Genomic DNA, 18,048 nt, shown 5'->3' with positions numbered 1-18,048 from the left:
GATGATCAATTCGCCCCGAGTGTGTATTCAGGTTCAAAGCGTCTACATTGAGGCACAATCTTCACCTGATAATGAACGTTACGTTTTTGCTTATACCGTAACCATACGCAATCTGGGGCGAGCGCCAGTTCAGTTGTTGGGGCGTTACTGGCTGATCACCAATGGCAATGGCCGTGAAACCGAAGTCCAGGGCGAAGGAGTGGTTGGCGTTCAGCCACTTATCGCGCCTGGCGAAGAGTACCAGTACACCAGCGGTGCAATCATTGAAACCCCGCTGGGCACCATGCAGGGTCACTACGAAATGATCGATGAAAATGGCGTCCCTTTCAGCATCGACATTCCCGTATTCCGACTCGCCGTTCCCACACTCATTCATTAAAAGAATATGGCGACATACCTTATTGGCGACGTTCATGGTTGTTACGATGAACTGATCGCATTGCTGCATAAAGTAGAATTTACCCCTGGGAAAGATACCCTCTGGCTAACAGGCGATCTGGTTGCGCGCGGCCCAGGTTCGCTGGATGTTCTGCGCTATGTGAAATCCTTAGGCGACAGCGTACGTCTGGTGCTGGGCAATCACGATCTGCATCTGCTGGCGGTATTTGCCGGGATCAGCCGCAATAAACCGAAAGATCGCCTGACAGCGCTGCTGGAAGCGCCTGACGCCGACGAGCTGCTTAACTGGCTGCGTCGCCAGCCTTTGCTGCAAATCGACGAAGAGAAAAAGCTGGTGATGGCCCACGCAGGGATCACGCCGCAGTGGGATCTGCAGACCGCCAAAGAGTGCGCGCGCGATGTAGAAGCGGTGCTGTCGAGTGACTCCTATCCCTTCTTTCTTGATGCCATGTACGGCGATATGCCAAATAACTGGTCACCGGAATTGCGGGGGCTGGGAAGACTGCGGTTTATCACCAACGCCTTTACCCGTATGCGTTTTTGCTTCCCGAACGGTCAACTGGATATGTACAGTAAAGAATCGCCGGAAGAGGCCCCTGCCCCACTGAAACCGTGGTTTGCGATTCCTGGCCCTGTCGCTGAAGAATACAGCATCGCCTTTGGTCACTGGGCATCGCTGGAAGGCAAAGGTACGCCGGAAGGTATTTACGCGCTGGATACTGGCTGCTGCTGGGGTGGTACATTAACCTGCCTGCGCTGGGAAGATAAACAGTATTTTGTCCAGCCGTCGAACCGGCATAAAGATATGGGTGAGGGAGAGGCGGCCGCGTCTTAAATCCCGTCGAGCATAAAATCTAATGCTCCTTTAATCAACGTTCGGTGCGCGCTGGCATCGCAAAATTTCGTTCCCAGCGCGTTAACTGGAACAGTTGCAGTCTCATGCGTCATGAGCACATATTCTTTGCCATATACCAGTAAAAGGATTGGGTTAAGCCGTTCTGGTGGGCGAATATGGCTAAATCGTTCAATAGGTGTTCATGGAATAACGATACGGCGATTAATCTCACCAATAATGTCGCTGGTAACATCGATAACAAAGGGCAACGCGGCGTTCCTGCCGCGACTGCGGTATACCGTAAATTGCATCGCTAGAAGCTCCGGTACTCATCAGAGAAACATCCGGTTTCATCAGCCAATTGATTTAACGCAGCGATAGCTTCTGCGTTCTCTTCACGCCAACGTGTTGCTGCATGTTTTTTAAGTTCAGCATTGAGCGCAACCGTAAGGGTGGCGCTCATATTTAAGCCTGCATCACGAGCGCGATTGACTAACTCACGGTCGACGGTGACGGTCACACTTTGTGTGGTACGTTTTGCAGTCATGATATCGTGCTCCTGTACAATTTATACGTCTAGTATGCACGGATATCTGCACGTATCAGTGATGCCGGAATTCTAATATACAAACTTACCGCCGCTCCAGAATCTCAAAGCAATAGCTGTGAGAGTTCTGCGCATCAGCGTCGTGGAATTCGCTGAATACCGATTCCCAGTCATCCGGCTCGTAATCCGGGAAATGGGTGTCGCCTTCCACTTCTGCGTCGATATGCGTCAGATACAGTTTTTGCGCTTTTGGCAGGAACTGCTCATAAACGCGACCACCGCCAATCACCATGATTTCTGGTACGTCACCACACGCCGCGATGGCTTCATCCACCGACTTCACCCACGTTACGCGATCATCCGTACCCGGTTGACTGCTGAGGATAATATTTTTGCGTCCTGGCAGCGGACGACCGATGGATTCCCAGGTATGGCGGCCCATAATCACGGGTTTATTTAAGGTGTTGCGTTTAAACCAGGCGAGATCGGCAGGCAGGTTCCACGGCATGGCGTTTTCCATGCCGATAACGCGATCTACCGCTAACGCCGCAATCAGACTAATCATTGATTTATCCTGGATATAAAAAATTGTCGCCACTATACGTAAAGCGTAAACCTTCGTCGACTGGCGCAAGGATGATGTTGAGGAAAATTTTACGTTCTGCTGGCGAGTCCACGCTCTCTTCGTGGACTCGCTGCATTACAATGAAACAAAAACAATCAGTTAGCTGTAAAGTGTGATTTACGTCACTCTTTATTAGGATGAGGGTTTCGTTTCCGGTTCATCCGCTATGTTGCCGGTATGTTTACCTTCTTCGGTGCCCTGCCAGCCATGTCGTTGAATTAATGACAGATGTTCGCGGTCTTCGGTAATGATCTCACTTAACATCGCACTGGTGCGTTTATAGACCGCTGCGCGGGCTTTGGTGTCGTTCTCAACTACTGCCATCTCTTCCACCATCTGAATATTAAAGCGGCGGAATACATCTGCACGCTCCCGCGCTTCATACGGCCCCAGACCTAAACTTTCCAGCGCCAGACGCCCGGTTTTCAGTGCCCCTTCAAAGGTTTCACGCTCTGGCTTTTCAACGCCTGCCTGACGCAAACGAATGTAGTGATCGACATCGCGGGCGCGGGCAATAATCTGCAGATGCGGGAAATGTTCTTTCACCATCTCCGTCAGTTGCAGGTTGGTTTGAGGATCGTCAATGGCGTTAATCAGCACTTCCGCTTTCGCCGCTCCGGCAGATTCCAGTAAATCCATCCGCGTGGCATCGCCGTAAAACACTTTCATGCCGAATTTTCGCAGCGTTTCGATATGGTCCGGATCGTGATCGAGTACCACCATTTTCACCCCGCTGGAGAGCAGTAAACGTCCGGTGATCTGCCCAAAACGACCGAATCCGGCAATGATTACCCGCGGCTGTTCTTCGTCGATCTCATCGGCTTCACGCGCCTCTTCAGTAGAAGATTGCTCAAGGCGATTGAGGATCACCAGCAGAATCGGCGTTGCTGCCATCGACAGCGCCACCGCCAGGGTCAGCGATTTCGCCCACTCCGGCTCCAGCACATTCGCCATCTGCGCCGCACCAAATACTACAAAGGCAAACTCACTGCCCTGTCCTAATAACACCGCAAACCAGCGACGCTGTTTATTTGGCACCTGCAACGGTCGGGCAATCAGCCACAGCATGGCGATTTTGATGATGAGGAAACCGAGCAGCAAAATGACAATGCGCAATGGGTTTTCAATCAGCGTGCCAAAGTCTATCGACATGCCAACACCGATGAAAAACAGCCCCAACAGCAAACCTTTAAATGGCTCGATATCGCTTTCCAACGCATGGCGGTATTCCGAGCTTGCCAGCAGTACGCCCGCCAGAAACGCCCCCATCGCCATCGACAAGCCGACCTCTTCCAGCAGCAAACCAAAGCCAAACACGAGGAATAACGCCACGGCACTAAACACTTCCCGCAAGCCAGAGCGGGCAACAAAACGCAGCGCCGGACGCGTGACATAGCGCCCCAGCAGTACCACCAGCACCAGTGCACCCGCCACTTTTAACGCCGAGAGAGCAAATGCGCCCATCGTCGTCGAGGCACTGCTCGCCGCCAGTAGCGGGATCATCGCTACCAGCGGGATCGCGGCGATATCCTGGAACAGCAGCACCGCAAAGGCGCTACGGCCCATTTGTGTCACCATCAGGTTGCGTTCATTCATCGCCTGCATGGCAATTGCCGTTGATGAGAGCGCCAGTGTCATGCCGATCAGTTCCGCTACCTGCCAGCGCAGACCAAGGAACATGCAGAACAGCCCCAGCAGGCCGCCGCAAACCACCATCTGTAATGCACCACCACCAAACACTGCCGCACGCAACTTCCACAGCCTTTGTGGATCGAGTTCGAGGCCGATAATAAACAGCATCAGCACCACGCCGATCTCGGCAAAGTGCAGAATAGATTCGGCATCGGTCACCAGTCGCAGCCCCCACGGGCCAATAATGCAGCCGGCGATCAGGTAGCCAAGTACCGATCCCAGACCAAGACGTACCGCAATGGGTACAATCAGCGCCGCCGAACCGAGATAAATCAGCGCCTGAATCAGCGTATGGCTATCCATGATGTGCCTCCTGCCATTCCAGCAGACGTTGCTTATAGTGACGCGCCTGCCCTTCGAGGGTTTCGTCGTCACAAATAAAGGTACAGTGCATGGCAAACGGTGGCAGCCAGTTCAGCCCGCAGTAGATTGCCGTCGCCTGTAGCGGCTGCGACAGCACATCAAAGCCCGGATGTGCACCAATCTCAAAATGGCTTTCCCCGCCGCCGGTCGTCACCGCCCACAGCAAATGTTTATCATGCAGTGCCGTGCCGCCGTGACCGTAAGCCCAGCCGTGCGAGAAGACTTTATCGATCCAAAGTTTAAGGAGCGGAGGAATGCTGTACCACTGCATCGGGTGCTGCCAGACGATCAGGTCGGCGCGAGACAACGCCTCCTGCTCGGCAGCAATATCGATATTGAAGTCAGGATAGAGTTGATAAAGAGAGCGAACTTCGACGCCTTCCAGCGTCCTTGCCTGTTCAAGCATCCGTTTATTCGCATGAGAATGATGCGGATACGGATGCGCATAAATTATGAGGATCATAGTTAACTCGCGTGTTTACGCCTTTGTTTTCCCACAAAGTGTAGTCACATATTCACGCAGCTAATAGTCAATAATATTGATTCAAAAAAGGCAGAAATCTGAATAAATTACCCCATTCGTTGCCTGCGAATCGTCATATTGCTGGTCTGGGCCAGCGACATCCCCCGTGTCTCTGGCGCAAACGCAATGGAAATCAACAAACCAAACAGCGAGATACCTGCTCCCATCAGCATCGTGTTACTGATGCCGTAATTATTGATAAAGATCGGCAGCGCCCAGGTTGAAACAATGGTGCCAATACGGCTTAAGGACATAATAACGCCCACAGCAGAGGCGCGGATATCCGTCGGGAAGAGTTCATTAGGATAGAGCCACTGCAAATTACCTGGCCCGCCAGAGAAAAAGGCATACACCGCAAATGCCATCACTACCAGCCAGATCCCCATATCCGGGATCAGCCCCAAAACCGCCAACGCCAGCGTCATCATGGCAAAGCTGCCAATCAACAACGGACGCCGTCCGGCAGTGTTTAGCCACAGCATCGGCGGAATACAGCCGAGCATAAAGAACAGGCTAATCACCACGTTCCCCAGTGCCGCGTTTTTGCCAACGCCCAATCCCAGCAGACCAACTATTTGCGGGCCAAAGGTGTAAATAGCGAACATCGGGATCACCTGGCAGGTCCAGATGGCGGCAACAAACAGAACAAAAGGAAAATGGCGGCGATTAAACAGATCGCGAAAACGGGTTTGCTGCGGCGGCTCTTCGTCGAAAGCCACCGGCTCACCAAACAGTTTGATCATCATCTCTTCGCACTCTTTCACTCGCCCTTTGCGTAATAACCAGCGGGGAGATTCTGGCAGTTCGAATCGACCAATCAAAATCAACAAACAGGGGATCGCCGCGCTACCCAGCATCCAGCGCCAGCCGCCTTCCACATCATAAAGCCAATAGCCGACCAAATCGGCGCAGGTCGCGCCGACATACCACATAGCGGCGATAAAGCTGATTGAAAACGCCCGCTGTCGGGTGCTGGAGAACTCGGTGATCATCGAAGTCGCGATGGGATAATCCGCACCGATGACAATGCCGATGAGTACCCGCATCACCAGTAGTTCGATGGGGGATGAGACAAACATCGTTGCTACCGATATCACACCAATGGCGATGATATCAATGAGGAACATTTTGCGCCGTCCGACTTTATCGGAGATATAGCCAAACAGCGATGTACCGACAAACAGCCCGGCGAGCGTTCCCGCCCCCAGCAAGCCAATCCAGTCTGCGTCCAGCTTTAGCGCAGGAGTCAGTTGCTCCAGCGCCACGCCAATCATTACCAGTACATAACCATCCAGAAACGGGCCACCGCTTCCCCACAGCAAAATGCGGCGGTGAATTGAGGAGAATTTGAGATCGTCAAAGTTTCTGGACGGTTGCATGGGTTATTCCTGTTTTTTTACAATGAGAGTCAGTACGGCGTTACGTATCAAACCAACATCAGCCGTAACGAAACTCCACACCAAAGGTGCCGCGCGGGTATTCCCACTGTTCCAGCGCCGACCCCAGCCCCAGAATTCGGCAGGTGCCACACTCCAGACATCCGGCGTAATCGAAACGCACGCTGCCGTCATCCTGCTTCTTATACAGACCTGCGGGGCACGCTTTCACCAGCAGCTCCAGCGCCTGTTTATCCGCATCGGCCTTTACAACAATGTGCGGATGCTCTTCATCGACATTGAATTTATTGACGCCCAGTTTGACGTCCACATTGACGGGAGAAGTCATAAAACGGTCACTCCTTTCATGCCATCCTTGATCAGATTGATGAAGCCCACTTTCTTGCCGTGGCGGAGGATTTTCTTGCGCATCAGTTCCGGCACGCTGCCGTCAATGGTGAACAGGTCACGCGCCACGCCCACCGCCAGTTCCGGGTAGCCGCTAAACATGCGTGGGTTATCAAGGAACGTCGGTAGTTTCTGGTACATGCGCATATCGCGCAGTGGGCCACTCTCCAGATGCTGACGATATTCCGTCAGTTTTTGCTTACTGAAATCGTCGCTTTTCATCGCTGAAAGCACGGTTTTTGCAGCAGCTTCCCCGGCGGCAATCGCCAGATCCATACCGCGAATAGTAAAACCGAGGTTCATACACATTCCGGCGGCATCACCGGCAATCAACACGCCGTCACCGACCAGCTCCGGCAGCATGTTGATGCCTGCTTCCGGCACTACGTGAGCGGAATATTCCACCAGCTTGCCACCCGCAATCAGCGGTGCAACTGCCGGATGTTGTTTGAAATCTTCCAGCATTTGCGGCACCGATTTTTTTGCGTCATGCAGATGATGCAGACCGCAAACCAGCCCCAGCGACAGGGTATTTTCATTGGTATAAAGGAAGCCGCCGCCCATCAGGCCATCAGTAGGTGATCCCGCAAATAAGCAAGCCGCCCCCTGATTACCCTGCAACTGAAAACGGTCTTCGATAACCGACTTCGGTAACTCGATCAGTTCCTTCACGCCAACCGCCACATCCGTCGGTTTGACGCGTTTTGCCATCCCCAGCTTTTCGGCAAGGATCGAATTCACTCCGTCAGCAAGGATCACCGTTTTCGCTTCAATCACATCGCCATCGGCTTCTACGCCGACAACTTTGCCATCGCGCTGTACGAGGTTATCGACACGAATCCCGGTAATTAACTGCGCGCCCGCCTCTTCGGCCTGCTCCATCAACCAGGCATCAAATTTACTGCGCAAAACGGAGTAAGAACGCTGGGATGGCGAGGTTTCGTCGCCATTGCAGTAGTCCATAGTCATCGCTGACTTTTCCGTCATAAACGCGAGTTTTTCATGGGTGATCAGGCGTTCTACGGGGGCGGATTCGGCGAAACCAGGAATAATGTGTTCCAGACTGTGGGCATAGAGACGCCCGCCGGTGACGTTCTTGGCACCTGCGGAATTGCCACGCTCGATAACTAACACTTGCGCACCTTCGCGGGCGAGCACCAGTGCGGCAACCGAACCGGCAAGCCCTGCACCTACGATGATGGCGTCAAAGATATCTTCGGACATAAGAGCTCCCTGTCAGCGGCAGGGCCGAAATGCAGCCCTGCCAGAGTGGATCAACGCGCTAAAGCGGCGGTCAGCGCCGGAAGGATCTTCACGGCGTCACCAACAATGCCGTAATCCGCGAACTGGAAGATCGGCGCATTTTTATCTCTGTTGATGGCGAAAATAGTTTGCGACGCGTTAGCGCCAACCATGTGCTGGATCTGCCCGGAGATCCCCACCGCCAGGTACAATTCAGGTTTCAGCATCAGGTTGGAGATACCGACATAGCGTTCGTGCTCCATCCATTTTTCGTTTTCCGCCACCGGACGAGAACAGGCCAGCTCCGCACCTATCGCCTTGCAAAGCTGTTCTGCCAGCGCAATGTTCTCTTTGCTGCCAATGCCGCGACCGACGCTGACCACCAGACGGGCTTTGTCGAGATCGACGCTGTTGCTCTGGCGCGCCTGCGTTGCCGTGCGGGTAATCGCCACCGCCGGAGCCTGCCACGCCACGGTGTGTGTTTCGCCAGTACGTGACGCGTCTGGCTGAGCCGCATCGAACGTGCCGCTGCTGATGGTCAGTACCGCATACGGCGTGGCAATGCGTTCTTCGCCAATCGCCAGACCGCCGTAAACCATGTGTTTCACTGTCGCTTTACCGTCCTGCACGCTAACGGCGCTGGCATCGTTCGAAACCGCCGCTTTAAGGCGGTAACCCAGTTTTGCCGCCAGTAATTTGCCGCGACGGGTATTCGGCAACAGCACCAGACCGTCTGCGCCGTGCTGGCGAATAGTGTCAGCCATGACACCGGCGTAATCTTCGATCATCCGATCGTCCGGTTTGCCGCTTAATGTCCAGACATGATTAGCGCCAAGCTGGATTGCCAGTGCGCCGTCGGCATCATTGAGGACAAAGGTGTTGATTTGATTAGCTAAAGCCTGCGCACCGTTCATCAGTTCCGGCAGACGAGAAGGGGTATCGCTGAATACCCAGACTTGAGAAAACGTGTTCATAGCATCCCCTGTAATTAAATGACTTTGCGAAGATTTTCAGCAAATGCGGCGATCTGTTCTTCGCCGTCGCCTTCAATCACAATGCGCTGACGCTCGCGCTGTTTCGGTGCGGCAACCTGTTGTTCAGACCAGGCTTCCACGGCGTTAAAGCCAATGTCCGCCGCCGACCATACCTGGACTGGCTTTTTCGCCGCGCCGAGAATGGCTTTCATCGAAGGAATTTGTGGGGAATTGATATCAGTGGAAACAGCAACAACCGCAGGCAGCGGAATGCTTAAGGTTTCTGTTTCATCTTCCAGTTCGCGCTCAACGGTGAGGGTATCTGCCGTCAGGGAGATAATTTTGCTGACGCCGTTAACTGCCGGAATATTGAGGATTTCGCCCACCAGCAAACCAACCTGCTGGGCATAAAGGTCGGAAGAACCATCGCCACAAAGGATCAAATCAAAGCCTGCTTTCTGGGCGGCAGCAGCCAGTGCGGTCGCCGTTTGTTGCGGCAGTGCCTGCTCGAACTGGTCATCAATCACCACAATCAGTTCATCCGGACCGCGTGATAGCACATCTTTACGCCCTTTGGCGTTGGTCAGGGCTTTACCGCCCACACTTAAGGCCGTCACCTGCGCCTCTGCTGCCTGTTGCTTTAGCTGGCAAGCCGCTTCAATAGCGTTGAGATCGTATTGGCTTATTTTGGCATCGGCTTTACTGAAGTCTAACGAACCATCAGCATTATTGACCGCAATATCCTGTTCATCAGGCACGCACTTATAGCAAGTAATAATCTTCATTGCATCTCCAGAAATCATGAAGGAAACGTCGTTCATATCGGTGGTGTTAATTACAGATATCACGCCCTTTAATTTGGAAATAAAACTTTAATCACCAATATTGAAAATGTCACACGCAGATAAATCCAACTTTCAATATTGTTAAGTTCCTCACCAATATTGAAAACACGGCGTAGCAAAAAGAAATTTTCAATATTGTTTTATGGATCACCAATATTGAAAGTCAGATGCTATTTTTTTACTCATATCAGAACATAACACACTGATTAATAATCAAAATTAACACAAAAATACCCTCTATTCACCCGAAACAAAAATGTGATAACAATCACAGAATGCAGCTTGTTGAATACCCATTATGAGTTAGCCATTAACGCGTCCACGAGGTTAATAATAATTATATTAAATGTTAACAAAAATAAAACAAACGGGAACGCAAAATAAATATTCGTTTTCACAGTGGAATTAACTCATGAAGAATGAAAAGAGAAAAACGGGAATAGAACCGAAGGTTTTCTTTCCGCCGTTAATAGTCGTCGGCATACTTTGTTGGCTTACAGTCAGAGATCTGGATGCGGCGAATGTCGTTATTAATGCTGTATTCAGTTACGTCACCAATGTCTGGGGATGGGCATTTGAATGGTATATGGTGGTGATGCTTTTCGGTTGGTTCTGGCTGGTGTTTGGCCCGTATGCCAAAAAGCGTTTAGGTAACGAACCGCCCGAGTTCAGTACCGCCAGTTGGATCTTTATGATGTTCGCCTCCTGCACGTCTGCTGCCGTACTGTTCTGGGGATCGATTGAGATCTACTACTACATCTCTACCCCGCCGTTTGGCTTAGAACCGAACTCGACGGGTGCGAAAGAGCTGGGGCTGGCTTACAGCTTGTTCCACTGGGGACCGTTGCCGTGGGCCACTTACAGCTTCCTCTCCGTCGCCTTCGCTTACTTCTTCTTTGTCCGCAAAATGGAAGTGATTCGCCCCAGCTCCACCCTGGTGCCGCTGGTAGGTGAAAAACACGCCAAAGGGTTGTTCGGTACCATCGTCGACAACTTCTATCTCGTCGCCTTGATCTTCGCCATGGGCACCAGCCTGGGCCTTGCTACGCCGCTGGTGACCGAGTGTATGCAGTGGTTGTTTGGTATTCCGCATACCCTGCAACTGGACGCTATCATCATTACCTGCTGGATTATCCTCAACGCCATTTGCGTCGCCTGTGGTCTGCAAAAAGGGGTACGTATCGCCAGTGACGTGCGTAGTTACCTGAGCTTCCTGATGCTGGGTTGGGTGTTCATCGTCAGCGGTGCCAGCTTCATCATGAACTACTTCACCGATTCGGTGGGAATGTTGCTGATGTATCTGCCGCGTATGTTGTTCTATACCGATCCCATCGCCAAAGGCGGCTTCCCGCAGGGTTGGACCGTATTCTACTGGGCATGGTGGGTAATTTACGCTATCCAGATGAGTATCTTCCTTGCCCGCATCTCCCGTGGTCGTACGGTGCGTGAACTGTGCTTCGGCATGGTACTGGGTCTGACCGCATCCACCTGGATCCTGTGGACTGTACTCGGTAGTAACACTCTGCTGTTGATGGATAAAAACATCATCAACATTCCGCATCTGATCGAACAGTACGGTGTCGCGCGCGCCATCATCGAAACCTGGGCTGCTCTACCGTTCAGCACCGCCACCATGTGGGGCTTCTTCATCCTCTGCTTTATCGCCACCGTTACCCTGGTTAACGCCTGCTCTTATACCCTGGCGATGTCCACCTGCCGCGAAGTACGCGATGGCGAAGAGCCACCGCTGCTGGTGCGTATCGGCTGGTCAATTCTGGTTGGCATTATCGGTATTGTTCTGCTGGCGCTCGGCGGCCTGAAACCGATTCAAACCGCCATTATTGCCGGAGGATGCCCGCTGTTCTTCGTCAACATTATGGTGACGCTCTCCTTTATTAAAGACGCGAAACAGAACTGGAAAGATTAATTAACCCACAAAATATCAAGAGGTTGAAAGATGGATTTTAATTTAAATGATGAGCAGGAACTGTTTGTCGCCGGTATCCGCGAACTGATGGCCAGCGAAAACTGGGAGGCCTATTTTGCCGAGTGCGACCGTGACAGCGTCTACCCGGAACGTTTTGTCAAAGCACTGGCAGATATGGGTATCGACAGCCTGCTTATCCCGGAAGAGCACGGCGGGCTGGACGCAGGTTTTGTCACCCTCGCCGCCGTGTGGATGGAATTGGGTCGTTTGGGGGCACCAACCTACGTGCTGTACCAGTTGCCGGGTGGATTCAACACCTTCCTGCGCGAAGGCACACAAGAGCAGATCGACAAGATTATGGCGTTTCGTGGTACTGGTAAGCAGATGTGGAACTCAGCGATTACCGAACCAGGGGCTGGCTCTGACGTGGGTAGCCTGAAAACGACTTATACCCGTAGAAATGGTAAGATTTATCTTAATGGTAGTAAGTGTTTTATTACCAGCAGCGCCTACACCCCGTACATCGTGGTGATGGCGCGTGACGGGGCTTCTCCGGACAAACCTGTCTACACCGAATGGTTTGTTGATATGAGCAAACCGGGCATCAAAGTGACCAAACTAGAGAAGCTCGGTCTGCGTATGGATAGCTGCTGTGAAATCACCTTTGACGATGTGGAACTGGACGAGAAAGACATGTTCGGTCGGGAAGGTAACGGCTTTAACCGCGTCAAAGAAGAGTTCGATCATGAACGTTTCCTGGTAGCTCTCACCAACTACGGTACGGCGATGTGCGCCTTTGAAGATGCGGCGCGATACGCCAACCAACGCGTACAGTTTGGCGAGGCTATTGGTCGTTTCCAGTTGATTCAGGAAAAATTCGCCCACATGGCGATCAAATTAAACTCCATGAAAAACATGCTGTATGAAGCAGCGTGGAAAGCAGACAACGGCACCATCACCTCTGGCGATGCAGCGATGTGCAAATACTTCTGCGCCAATGCGGCATTTGAAGTGGTGGATAGCGCAATGCAGGTGCTGGGCGGTGTCGGGATTGCGGGCAACCACCGCATCAGCCGCTTCTGGCGTGACCTGCGTGTAGACCGCGTTTCCGGAGGATCTGACGAAATGCAGATCCTGACGCTGGGTCGCGCGGTGCTGAAGCAATACCGCTAAGTCCGTGCGCTGCCTGATGCGACGCTGACGCGTCTTATCAGGCCTACGGGAGCACGAATGTCGGCCGGATAAAGCGTTTACGCCGCATCCGGCAGTCATGCGCTACATAAATTTTTCAGGAGCTAATAATGGATCATCTACCCATGCCGAAATTCGGGCCGCTGGCCGGATTGCGCGTTGTCTTCTCCGGTATCGAAATCGCCGGACCGTTTGCCGGACAAATGTTCGCAGAATGGGGCGCGGAAGTTATTTGGATCGAGAACGTCGCCTGGGCCGACACCATTCGCGTTCAACCGAACTACCCGCAGCTCTCCCGCCGTAATTTGCACGCGCTGTCGTTAAATATTTTCAAAGATGAAGGCCGCGAAGCGTTTCTGAAATTAATGGAAACCACCGATATCTTCATCGAAGCCAGTAAAGGTCCGGCCTTTGCCCGTCGTGGCATTACCGATGAAGTCCTGTGGCAGCACAACCCGAAACTGGTTATCGCTCACCTGTCCGGTTTTGGTCAGTACGGCACCGAGGAGTACACCAATCTTCCGGCCTATAACACCATCGCCCAGGCCTTCAGTGGTTACCTGATTCAGAACGGTGATGTTGACCAGCCAATGCCTGCCTTCCCGTATACCGCCGATTACTTTTCTGGCCTGACCGCAACCACTGCGGCGCTGGCAGCACTGCATAAAGTGCGTGAAACCGGTAAAGGCGAAAGTATCGACATCGCCATGTATGAGGTGATGCTGCGTATGGGCCAGTACTTCATGATGGATTACTTCAACGGCGGCGAAATGTGCCCGCGCATGACCAAAGGTAAAGATCCCTACTATGCAGGTTGCGGTCTGTACAAATGCGCCGACGGCTACATCGTAATGGAACTGGTAGGCATTACTCAGATTGCAGAATGTTTTAAAGATATTGGCCTCGCACATCTGCTCGGTACGCCGGAAATCCCGGAAGGCACTCAGCTTATCCACCGTATCGAATGCCCTTACGGCTCACTGGTAGAAGAGAAACTCGATGCCTGGCTGGCGGCACATACCATCGCGGAAGTAAAAGAACGCTTTGCTGAACTGAATATCGCCTGCGCCAAAGTGCTGACCGTACCGGAACTGGAAAGTAATCCACAGTATGTGGCCCGTGAATCGATCACCCAGTGGCAAACAATGGATGGTCGCACCTGCAAAGGGCCAAACGTGATGCCGAAATTCAAAAATAACCCCGGTCAAATCTGGCGCGGAATGCCATCACATGGCATGGACACAGCCGCCATTTTGAAAAATATCGGCTACAGCGAAAACGACATTCAGGAGTTGGTCAGCAAAGGTCTGGCCAAAGTTGAGGACTAAACGCGTGGCGTCAGTCAGCTTGCCTGACTAGCGCCCGCCCAATAACAAACGACTAAAATGGATAGAGGTGCAATGGATATCATTGGCGGACAACATCTACGTCAAATGTGGGACGATCTGGCGGACATTTACGGTCATAAAACGGCGCTGATTTGTGAATCCAGCGGCGGAGTCGTTAACCGGTACAGTTATCTTGAGTTAAATCAGGAGATTAACCGCACGGCAAACCTGTTTCATACGCTGGGGATTCGCAAAGGCGACAAGGTTGCTCTACATCTCGACAACTGCCCGGAATTTATCTTTTGCTGGTTCGGGTTGGCAAAAATTGGCGCGATTATGGTGCCGATTAACGCCCGCCTGTTGCGCGAAGAAAGCACGTGGATCCTGCAAAATAGCCAGGCGTGCCTGCTGGTGACCAGTGCGCAGTTCTATCCCATGTATCAACAGATTCAGCAGGAAGATGCCACTCAGTTGCGGCACATTTGCCTGACAGATGTGGCACTTCCCGCTGATGATGGCGTGAGTTCGTTTACTCAACTGAAAAATCAACAACCTGCCACCTTGTGCTATGCACCGCCGCTATCGACTGACGATACGGCGGAAATTCTCTTTACCTCCGGTACCACTTCCCGGCCGAAAGGGGTGGTGATTACCCATTACAACCTGCGCTTCGCCGGATATTACTCCGCCTGGCAGTGCGCACTACGTGACGATGACGTCTACCTGACGGTAATGCCTGCATTTCATATCGATTGCCAGTGTACTGCGGCGATGGCGGCGTTTTCTGCCGGAGCCACCTTTGTGCTGGTCGAGAAATACAGCGCCCGCGCCTTCTGGGGACAGGTACAAAAGTACCGCGCCACCGTTACCGAATGCATTCCGATGATGATCCGTACCTTGATGGTGCAGCCGCCTTCTGTGAACGATCGGCAACACCATCTGCGGGAAGTGATGTTTTATCTCAACCTGTCGGAGCAGGAAAAGGACGCATTTTGTGAACGCTTTGGCGTCCGCTTGCTGACGTCTTATGGGATGACGGAAACCATTGTTGGCATTATCGGCGATCGCCCCGGCGATAAACGACGCTGGCCGTCAATTGGCCGTGCAGGATTTTGCTACGAAGCGGAGATCCGCGACGATCACAATCGTCCGCTCCCGGCTGGTGAAATCGGTGAAATCTGCATTAAAGGCGTACCAGGGAAAACCATCTTCAAAGAATATTTTCTTAACCCGCAAGCCACTGCCAGAGTCCTGGAAGCCGATGGCTGGCTGCACACTGGCGATACCGGATACCGCGACGAAGAGGGCTTTTTTTATTTCGTCGATCGCCGCTGCAATATGATTAAACGCGGTGGCGAGAATGTCTCCTGCGTGGAGCTGGAAAATATTATCGCCGCACATCCGAAAATTCAGGACATCGTAGTTGTTGGTATTAAAGATTCGATTCGTGATGAAGCTATCAAAGCATTTGTGGTGCTGAATGAAGGTGAAATATTGAGCGAAGAGGAATTTTTCCGCTTCTGCGAACAAAATATGGCGAAATTTAAAGTGCCCTCTTATCTGGAGATCAGAAAAGATCTGCCACGTAATTGCTCGGGGAAAATAATTAGAAAGAATCTGAAATAAATGAAACGGCAGGGAACTACCCTGCCCGCTAATAATAACGCTCTAAAACAATATGCATTTTTTGCAGGGATGTTGTCGTCCCTGAAAAAGCAAAAATGGAGAAAAGGAATGAGTGAATCATTACATCTGACCCGCAATGGATCAATTCTGGAAATTACCCTTGATCGCCCAAAAGCGAATGCTATTGATGCAAAAACCAGCTTTGAAATGGGCGAAGTCTTTCTAAATTTCCGTGACGATCCGCAATTACGCGTCGCCATTATTACCGGTGCCGGAGAGAAATTCTTTTCCGCGGGCTGGGATTTAAAAGCGGCAGCAGAAGGCGAAGCACCTGATGCTGACTTTGGCCCGGGTGGTTTTGCGGGATTAACCGAAATTTTCAATCTCGACAAACCGGTTATCGCAGCTGTGAACGGCTACGCCTTTGGCGGCGGCTTTGAACTGGCACTGGCGGCAGATTTTATTGTCTGTGCAGATAACGCCAGCTTCGCCCTGCCGGAAGCCAAACTGGGCATCGTTCCTGACAGCGGCGGTGTGCTGCGTCTGCCGAAGATCCTGCCGCCTGCTATCGTCAATGAAATGGTGATGACCGGCAGAAGAATGAGCGCAGAAGAGGCGCTGCGTTGGGGGGTAGTCAACCGCGTGGTTAGCCAGGCGGAACTGATGGATAACGCCCGCGAACTGGCGCAACAACTGGTTGACAGCGCCCCGCTGGCGATTGCGGCGCTGAAAGAGATCTACCGCACCACCAGCGAAATGCCGGTAGAAGAAGCGTATCGCTATATTCGCAGCGGCGTGTTGAAACACTATCCATCGGTTCTGCATTCGGAAGATGCCATTGAAGGGCCGCTGGCGTTTGCCGAAAAGCGCGATCCGGTGTGGAAAGGACGTTAACAACCGTGAGTTATTACGCCTTTGAGGGGTTAATTCCAGTGGTTCACCCGACGGCGTTTGTCCATCCCAGTGCGGTCTTGATTGGCGATGTGATTGTGGGAGCCGGTGTCTACATCGGCCCACTCGCCTCACTGCGTGGTGACTACGGGCGGTTGATCGTGCAAGCGGGAGCCAATATTCAGGATGGTTGCATTATGCATGGCTACTGCGACACTGACACCATCGTTGGGGAAAACGGCCATATCGGGCACGGAGCAATCCTGCATGGTTGTGTGATTGGTCGCGATGCATTGGTCGGGATGAACAGCGTGATTATGGATGGCGCGGTCATTGGCGAAGAGAGCATTGTTGCCGCCATGAGCTTTGTCAAAGCAGGCTTTAGCGGCGAGAAACGTCAGTTGTTGATGGGTACGCCTGCCCGCGCTGTACGCAGTGTTAGTGACGACGAGTTACACTGGAAGCAGTTGAATACCAAAGAGTATCAGGATCTTGTCGGCCGCTGCCATGTAGCGTTACATGAAACGCAGCCGTTGAGACAAATGGAGGAAAATCGCCCCCGTTTGCAGGGGACGACGGATGTGACGCCGAAACGGTGATCTTGCCGGATGCGGCGCAAACGCCTTATCCGACCTGGCTGGAGAGCAACCGTAGGCCGGATAAGATGCCAGCATCGCATCCGGCAACCAGACCGCACGGTATCAACGAAATTAAATTAACGACGCATACTCTTCGACAACATCATTTGCCACTTCTGCTCGCGGTTAAGTTCCGTGAGTGGAACGGCAGGAATACGCGGTGTCTTTCTTACGCCGACTAATTTTTCCCGACTGTTATTGCGCAGGCGCGCGTAAATTTGCTCATCGATATCGACCACTTTAACCAGTCGCTGACACTGGCATCCCCGCCCTTCCAGCTTATTAGGGATCATCTTAACTTCGCAGCTTATTTCTGTGACTTCCGACAGAATATAAGTGAGGGTATTAACCGCCTTGCTGTGTTCAATATCGAAATGAATAGAGATCTCTCTTGCTATCACCCACCGATTTTCAGCCATCATCCATTCGGCGATTAACAAGTAGAGTGGTTTTTCAACATATCCTTCACACATACGAACTCCAGTTTCACAAATTAAAAGTCTGGCTATGACTCGTTTTGAAGCAATTAAACAAGGCCATATTAAAATTGTGGATATATCGATAGTATGCAACTTCACCGTCGATAAGTGTGAGCTAAATCCTGCTTATGTCATCAAA

Annotated in this window: 19 protein-coding genes and 1 pseudogene; 8 read left to right on the top strand and 12 right to left on the bottom strand. The window is 52.1% G+C overall.

Annotated elements, in window-relative coordinates; translation table 11 throughout:
- Window position 1 precedes the first annotated feature (1 nt).
- Complete coding sequence (apaG, locus tag QUF14_RS00285) at window positions 2-379, top strand: Co2+/Mg2+ efflux facilitator ApaG/CorD (protein ID WP_000610901.1); 378 nt, start codon at window positions 2-4, stop codon at window positions 377-379.
- A gap of 6 nt (window positions 380-385) precedes the next feature.
- Window positions 386-1,234: a bis(5'-nucleosyl)-tetraphosphatase (symmetrical) ApaH gene (gene apaH / locus QUF14_RS00280; protein ID WP_000257175.1), complete on the top strand. Its 849-nt coding sequence runs from the start codon at window positions 386-388 to the stop codon at window positions 1,232-1,234.
- Here apaH and QUF14_RS00275 read toward each other — a convergent pair.
- From QUF14_RS00275 to QUF14_RS00225, 11 genes and pseudogenes are all read right to left on the bottom strand, one after another.
- Window positions 1,231-1,545 (bottom strand): annotated as a pseudogene (locus QUF14_RS00275) (CcdB family protein). The gene apaH and the pseudogene QUF14_RS00275 overlap by 4 nt on opposite strands.
- Window positions 1,546-1,547: 2 nt before the next feature.
- Window positions 1,548-1,781: a type II toxin-antitoxin system CcdA family antitoxin gene (locus QUF14_RS00270; RefSeq protein WP_000125566.1), complete on the bottom strand. Its 234-nt coding sequence runs from the start codon at window positions 1,779-1,781 to the stop codon at window positions 1,548-1,550.
- Window positions 1,782-1,866: 85 nt separating this feature from the next.
- On the bottom strand, window positions 1,867-2,346 hold the full coding sequence (gene folA, locus QUF14_RS00265) for a type 3 dihydrofolate reductase (RefSeq protein ID WP_000624375.1): 480 nt from the start codon (window positions 2,344-2,346) through the stop codon (window positions 1,867-1,869).
- Window positions 2,347-2,350: 4 nt separating this feature from the next.
- On the bottom strand, window positions 2,351-2,482 hold the full coding sequence (locus tag QUF14_RS00260; protein WP_001189995.1) for a hypothetical protein: 132 nt from the start codon (window positions 2,480-2,482) through the stop codon (window positions 2,351-2,353).
- A 56-nt stretch (window positions 2,483-2,538) separates the two neighbouring features.
- Window positions 2,539-4,401, bottom strand: a complete 1,863-nt coding sequence (gene kefC, locus QUF14_RS00255) for a glutathione-regulated potassium-efflux system protein KefC (protein WP_000377141.1) — start codon at window positions 4,399-4,401, stop codon at window positions 2,539-2,541.
- The gene (gene kefF / locus QUF14_RS00250; protein ID WP_000600744.1) at window positions 4,394-4,924 is read right to left on the bottom strand and encodes a glutathione-regulated potassium-efflux system oxidoreductase KefF; all 531 of its coding nucleotides are present in this window, start codon (window positions 4,922-4,924) and stop codon (window positions 4,394-4,396) included. Before kefF ends, kefC begins: the two co-directional genes overlap by 8 nt.
- Before the next feature lie 107 nt (window positions 4,925-5,031).
- Window positions 5,032-6,363 carry an MFS transporter gene (locus tag QUF14_RS00245; protein WP_001183187.1) on the bottom strand — a complete coding sequence of 444 codons (1,332 nt, stop codon included), beginning with the start codon at window positions 6,361-6,363 and terminating at the stop codon, window positions 5,032-5,034.
- Between the two features lie 58 nt (window positions 6,364-6,421).
- On the bottom strand, window positions 6,422-6,709 hold the full coding sequence (fixX, locus tag QUF14_RS00240; RefSeq protein WP_000203741.1) for a ferredoxin-like protein FixX: 288 nt from the start codon (window positions 6,707-6,709) through the stop codon (window positions 6,422-6,424).
- On the bottom strand, window positions 6,706-7,992 hold the full coding sequence (locus tag QUF14_RS00235; RefSeq protein WP_001287744.1) for an FAD-dependent oxidoreductase: 1,287 nt from the start codon (window positions 7,990-7,992) through the stop codon (window positions 6,706-6,708). Before QUF14_RS00235 ends, fixX begins: the two co-directional genes overlap by 4 nt.
- A gap of 50 nt (window positions 7,993-8,042) precedes the next feature.
- Window positions 8,043-8,984 carry an electron transfer flavoprotein subunit alpha/FixB family protein gene (locus QUF14_RS00230; protein WP_001091491.1) on the bottom strand — a complete coding sequence of 314 codons (942 nt, stop codon included), beginning with the start codon at window positions 8,982-8,984 and terminating at the stop codon, window positions 8,043-8,045.
- A gap of 14 nt (window positions 8,985-8,998) precedes the next feature.
- Window positions 8,999-9,769 (bottom strand): electron transfer flavoprotein FixA, encoded by a 771-nt coding sequence (locus tag QUF14_RS00225; RefSeq protein ID WP_000692221.1) that lies wholly within the window; start codon window positions 9,767-9,769, stop codon window positions 8,999-9,001.
- 472 nt (window positions 9,770-10,241) lie between these two features.
- Between QUF14_RS00225 and caiT the strand changes: the two genes are divergently transcribed.
- The 6 genes from caiT to caiE all read left to right on the top strand — a co-directional run bounded on the left by caiT (window position 10,242) and on the right by caiE (window position 17,391).
- Entirely contained in the window at window positions 10,242-11,756 is a 1,515-nt protein-coding gene (gene caiT, locus QUF14_RS00220) for an L-carnitine/gamma-butyrobetaine antiporter (RefSeq protein WP_000787130.1), read from the top strand.
- A 30-nt stretch (window positions 11,757-11,786) separates the two neighbouring features.
- Complete coding sequence (gene caiA / locus QUF14_RS00215) at window positions 11,787-12,929, top strand: crotonobetainyl-CoA dehydrogenase (RefSeq protein ID WP_000347117.1); 1,143 nt, start codon at window positions 11,787-11,789, stop codon at window positions 12,927-12,929.
- A gap of 128 nt (window positions 12,930-13,057) precedes the next feature.
- Entirely contained in the window at window positions 13,058-14,275 is a 1,218-nt protein-coding gene (gene caiB, locus QUF14_RS00210; protein ID WP_000349947.1) for an L-carnitine CoA-transferase, read from the top strand.
- A 72-nt stretch (window positions 14,276-14,347) separates the two neighbouring features.
- Window positions 14,348-15,901 carry a crotonobetaine/carnitine-CoA ligase gene (gene caiC, locus QUF14_RS00205; RefSeq protein WP_001355218.1) on the top strand — a complete coding sequence of 518 codons (1,554 nt, stop codon included), beginning with the start codon at window positions 14,348-14,350 and terminating at the stop codon, window positions 15,899-15,901.
- Window positions 15,902-16,009: 108 nt separating this feature from the next.
- Complete coding sequence (gene caiD, locus QUF14_RS00200) at window positions 16,010-16,795, top strand: crotonobetainyl-CoA hydratase (RefSeq protein WP_001353468.1); 786 nt, start codon at window positions 16,010-16,012, stop codon at window positions 16,793-16,795.
- Window positions 16,796-16,800: 5 nt separating this feature from the next.
- Complete coding sequence (gene caiE / locus QUF14_RS00195) at window positions 16,801-17,391, top strand: carnitine operon protein CaiE (protein ID WP_024212258.1); 591 nt, start codon at window positions 16,801-16,803, stop codon at window positions 17,389-17,391.
- Window positions 17,392-17,507: 116 nt separating this feature from the next.
- On the opposite strand, the gene caiF is transcribed toward caiE, so the two are convergent.
- Window positions 17,508-17,903 (bottom strand): carnitine metabolism transcriptional regulator CaiF, encoded by a 396-nt coding sequence (caiF, locus tag QUF14_RS00190; protein ID WP_000333125.1) that lies wholly within the window; start codon window positions 17,901-17,903, stop codon window positions 17,508-17,510.
- Window positions 17,904-18,048 lie beyond the last annotated feature (145 nt).

The organism is Escherichia sp. HH091_1A (assembly GCF_030295175.1).
In the GTDB taxonomy this organism is placed as follows: domain Bacteria; phylum Pseudomonadota; class Gammaproteobacteria; order Enterobacterales; family Enterobacteriaceae; genus Escherichia; species Escherichia coli_F.
This window is presented reverse-complemented; position numbering and strand designations above follow the sequence as displayed.